Origin of the sequence: Clostridium sartagoforme AAU1, from assembly GCF_000401215.1 — a bacterium.
Classification (GTDB): domain Bacteria; phylum Bacillota; class Clostridia; order Clostridiales; family Clostridiaceae; genus Clostridium; species Clostridium sartagoforme.
Window position 1 is genome coordinate 1 of sequence record NZ_ASRV01000007.1, and the last position, 4,735, is coordinate 4,735.

The window sequence follows — 4,735 nt, forward strand, 5'->3', positions numbered from 1 at the left end:
TATTACAAGTGTTCATTTAAATACTATAAACCCAAAATTGAATGCATTGTTCTAAAAATAAACTTGATTTAACTTTTATAAATCCATCTTTAGGATTATTATAAATTATATTCCCATTATCTATATAATTATTGTTGTCTTTATTACTATCTAAAGCATTAAAATAATTTATTCCATTTATAGTTTCAATTCCATATAAAACTAAGTAATGGCCTTCTGTTGTAAAGTCCCCTTGTCTCATTAATGCAACTGCTATATGCTTCCCATCGCTTACAAGTCTTTTTACTTTTGATATTTCATCGCTATTGAATTTTTCTACATTTAACTTATATCTTTCATCTTTTACTACATTATCAAAAAACTCTACTTCAGTATTATTATTACAATATCCATTTTTTATTGAGTATTCAGCCATTTCAATTGGAGTTATCTCTTTTTCTTTTATTGTTGACTGTATCATCGCCATAGCTGTTACCCCACACCCTGTTTCACCTAATGGATTACTATCAGTTTTGTATGGATATCTTGCCCACTCTTCATCTTCTTGATTGAAATATTTTATTTTGTTTTCATATTTTTTATTTAATAATATATTATAGTCAATATTTTTATCTCTAATATCATCAAAATTTTCTTGTAGTTGATTATTCATATATTTAGCTCTTTTATTTAATTCTTTATAGTTTTTATAATAAGTGTATTCTAACTTATTAACTTCATCCTCATACTTTTTATCATTAGTTTCTCCATAAAGTTTCATTAAATAATCATATTGCTTTGTATATGCTGCTGGATAAAATCTTTCTCTTTCTAAAACCTCTTCACTAAGATTTAATGCAGTTTCATTTTGTCCTAAAGCTTCATATAGATAAGAAAGATTCCATATTAACATTGGATCAAAAGGATTAATTTCTTTACAAGCTTCTAATAGTGAGACACCTTCTTTTAAATAATTTTCATCCTTGCTTTCATCATATAGATTTTTCTTTGCTTTAGCTTTATTAAAATACCCTCTATAATCTCTTTTAAAGGAAATATTATTTGAAAAGTTGAAAATCTTATCTGATAAATTTGAATTGGTATCTATAAAGTAATTTCCAATTACTATACTTGTCTCAAAAATTATAAAGTAAATAGAAAGACTAGCTATTGTTATATATAAATACTTACTTAAATTAAAAGCTTGTTTTTTATTGTCTTCATATACTATTTTGTCTTTCTTATTTTCTGCACCTCCTATGTCTCCTAATGCCACTAACATAACAAGAATTATTGGAAAGGTACTAAAGGATAAATCAAAGTCTAGTATTGAATGTACTAATATAGTTCCATATGCTAATATTAAGGAAAATTTGTGCTTACTCTTACTTTTAATTAACATCATTAACCCTAAAATAATTACTGTAATAAATATTAAGGCATTTACTATACCTGTATCATATGCAACTTGCAAATAGGAATTATGTATATACTTAACATCATAAAAAGCTGTTGCATCATTAAATAATTTATATTGAAACATATTTATTCCATTACCTAAAGGATGCTTTGTAATACTTTTTATTGAATCTCCATATATAAGAAGCCTTTCTTGTAGGGTTCCTGTATATAATGAAATATTTTTTAATCTATTTATTAGATTATTATTACTAATGATTAATAAAATCAGTGATATTACTCCTAAGCCATAGTATAGCTTATCTATAAATCTAATATTTTTAATAAAATAGTAAAGTATAATAAGTATAGGAATTACTAATAGTGAGTAAATCCTTAGTTTCTCCATAATAATATATAGTATAGTTGCACAAAAAAATCCTTCTAGAGATATTATTACTTTAATATTCTTATATTTATAATCTGAATATAATTTGTAAGCTATGTATATTAAGGATAAAACTAGTGTAGTTCTTGAACCTGTAAATAGTAAAGTTAAAAATAGTATTATTTCTATAAATTCTGTAAGATTGTCTTTTTTTCTAATTTTGTTTAAATATAAACTAACTAACGCTAATAAAGCATAACTATTTGCATATCCTATATTTCCAAAAACTCTAATTCCTTGATATAACCCATGATAGAAAATATAAAATAAACTAACTACTATTATTGACAAAAGTATATATTTTGAGATTTCATCTTTATTTTCATATTTAATAATATATCCATAAATTAAATAATATATGGCCATATTTAAGTATAGAAAACTTCCTGAAATACTTTCTATATATGGCGAAATTATTAATTGTGATAATAGGATTAATAAACTCATAACTCCTATTATATAGAAATATTTATTTTCCTTAATTTTATTTTTATTTTTTATAATAAAAATACTTCCTACTAAAAACAAAATTAAAGTAGCTAAATTTTCTTTTAAAATTGATGATGGTATTATAAATGGTAGTATTCCTATTATTATTTCAAACATAAACAATCTCCTTGTTTCAAAAAAATCCATGCAATAGATTTCTAACTGCATGGATTTATACTTTTACTAATTTATTTTAAGCATGTTTTCTTTTTCTAAAAAACATAATTCCACCAATAGCAACTATTCCAATTGCTAAAACTAGAATAACATTATTAGATACTACTGATCCTGTTTCTGGAAGATTTCCTTTTCCTGTCTCAGTATTATTATTTGTATTGTCATTTGCTCCTTCTGATGGAGATGAGCCTCCATTAGTATCTGTTACTTTTTCTGCAACAACATATTTAGAAAAGTGTGGTGTCTTAAATGTTATTTTGTTGCCATTTACTACTGTTTCCATAGCTTCAAAAGTTTTTTCTACATCATTGTAATAATAAACTACAAGCTTGTCTTTATTTAATTCCTTAAGATCTTCATCTGTTAAATTTAGAGTAACTTCAGCTAGTCCATCTTTAAAGTTGTGAATATTTAATGATTCATTACCCTTAGTTATAATTAAGTTGAAATCAAATACTTTATTAACTGCTTTAATTTGCTTAATTATATCTGAATTTTCTACAACATCTAATTTAATAGTAACATTATCTGCTCCTTCTAAAAGGCTCTTATCTATTGTAGATAATGGTAAGTTCATTGTTACTCCATTGTTTATAGTTATATTTAAAGATCCTGTTCCACTTTTTAATGACTCAACATCTTTTATTAATACTTCTACCTTCTTAGCTGAAGCTTCTGTATTAACCTTAATTTCATTTTTATCATTAGGATTAATTTTAGATACTTCTGCAATCACCTTATCATCTGATGGTATTACTACTACATTCCCATTATCTCCTGGGTTATTTGGCTCTTCTGGATTTGAAGGTTCTCCAAGAGCATTTTTTTGAATTATAGCAAATCCATTATAATTTACCAGCATTATGTTATCGTTATTAAATAACTTCATATTAATGTAACCATTTTTTTATCATTATTAACTAATTTGTTAATGGATTCAGTCACATCTAAAACTTTATGTAGTTCATTATTTTCTATTTTACTAATATATACTTTACTATCATCTTGCTCTAATAACGATATTTGTTTTTCATTATAATTTATACTAGCTTGTGAATTTTCAAATGTAGTATAATTTTCTTCAAATATATATTGGTTACCTTCTAATTTATACTTGCTAATTCCATTTGCAGATTTAAAGTAAAGCCTATTATTTAAATCTGTTAAATAGCTTTCCCATTCTCCATGAAAATCTATTTTACCACTTGAGATAAACTCTCCATCACTAACTTTTATTATACTATCATTAGTTCTCACCCATGAATCGTCATATGTATATTCATGTATGTACAGATTATTGTTATTATTATTATCAATAATATAATCAAAATCATTCTTTGCTACATATATATAGTCCTTAAATATCATTCCGCTATACATATTTTTTCCACTAGTGTAATTTATATTATCTACTGCAAATTGAACAATTGATTCATTAGCATAACTACTATGTATTCTTACTTTAAGTCGACCACTATCATTTTTATAAGAATAATAGTTATCTCCATTCTCTTCATAATACTTATCATCAATATTTATATTAGTATTTACTTCTTCGTTCACTTTATTAATTATTTTTTGTGTTAATTCTTTTGTTAAAGTATTATTATTATATCCTGGGTTACCTGTATAATTTTCATTCCATTTTTCTTTACTTATACTAGAAAATTTGTTAGTTTTAAAATCATATTCTTCATAGTAGTCACCTTCTGATTCTTGAATATAACTTTTAGAAACTTTAATCAATGCAATGCTATTATCATTTTTAGATGGTATAATTTGTACATCATAATACCCCTCAATTTCTTTTAATACAGTTTCACTTCCAGCCTTTACTAAAGAAATTGTTATTTTTCCTTCTTTAAGTCTATCATTTGCATCTCCATAAGCAACTAAGAAAGCATCTTCATATTGCTCTTCTGCCCTTAAATAATAATCACTTTTCACTAAAGTTGTATATTCATTTTCTGCCGCTTTAGCTATAGTTTGCACCAAACTTGTAGGTAATAAGGATATTGCCATAAAGTAAGTTAGCATACTAGCTATAAATAATTTAAATTTTCTCATTTTCCCCTCCATTGAAATATAAATATATTTGCAAAATCAACTGCAAGCCTTATTATAATATACATATTTTACATATTCAACTAAATTATACTTTATTTTTACAAGTTTTTCTTATATTTTCACTATATTATTTACATTTTACTTATATAAAAAGTCACCCCTGGGGTGTAAAATTTT

General features: G+C 24.5%; 3 protein-coding genes. All 3 read right to left on the bottom strand.

Going from position 1 to position 4,735, the window contains the following annotated elements:
• Positions 1-16: 16 nt before the first annotated feature.
• Positions 17-2,431: a C39 family peptidase gene (locus A500_RS00205; RefSeq protein ID WP_016205584.1), complete on the bottom strand. Its 2,415-nt coding sequence runs from the start codon at positions 2,429-2,431 to the stop codon at positions 17-19.
• 76 nt (positions 2,432-2,507) lie between these two features.
• The gene (locus A500_RS00210; protein ID WP_016205585.1) at positions 2,508-3,380 is read right to left on the bottom strand and encodes an LPXTG cell wall anchor domain-containing protein; all 873 of its coding nucleotides are present in this window, start codon (positions 3,378-3,380) and stop codon (positions 2,508-2,510) included.
• Positions 3,377-4,558 (bottom strand): hypothetical protein, encoded by a 1,182-nt coding sequence (locus A500_RS00215; RefSeq protein WP_016205586.1) that lies wholly within the window; start codon positions 4,556-4,558, stop codon positions 3,377-3,379. Before A500_RS00215 ends, A500_RS00210 begins: the two co-directional genes overlap by 4 nt.
• Positions 4,559-4,735 lie beyond the last annotated feature (177 nt).

Excerpts from the sequence above, each read along its gene's own strand:
- A500_RS00210 (WP_016205585.1), bottom strand. The coding sequence starts at position 3,380 with ATGAAGTTATTTAATAACGATAACATAATGCTGGTAAATTATAATGGA.
- A500_RS00205 (WP_016205584.1), bottom strand. The coding sequence starts at position 2,431 with ATGTTTGAAATAATAATAGGAATACTACCATTTATAATACCATCATCA.
- A500_RS00215 (WP_016205586.1), bottom strand. The coding sequence starts at position 4,558 with ATGAGAAAATTTAAATTATTTATAGCTAGTATGCTAACTTACTTTATG.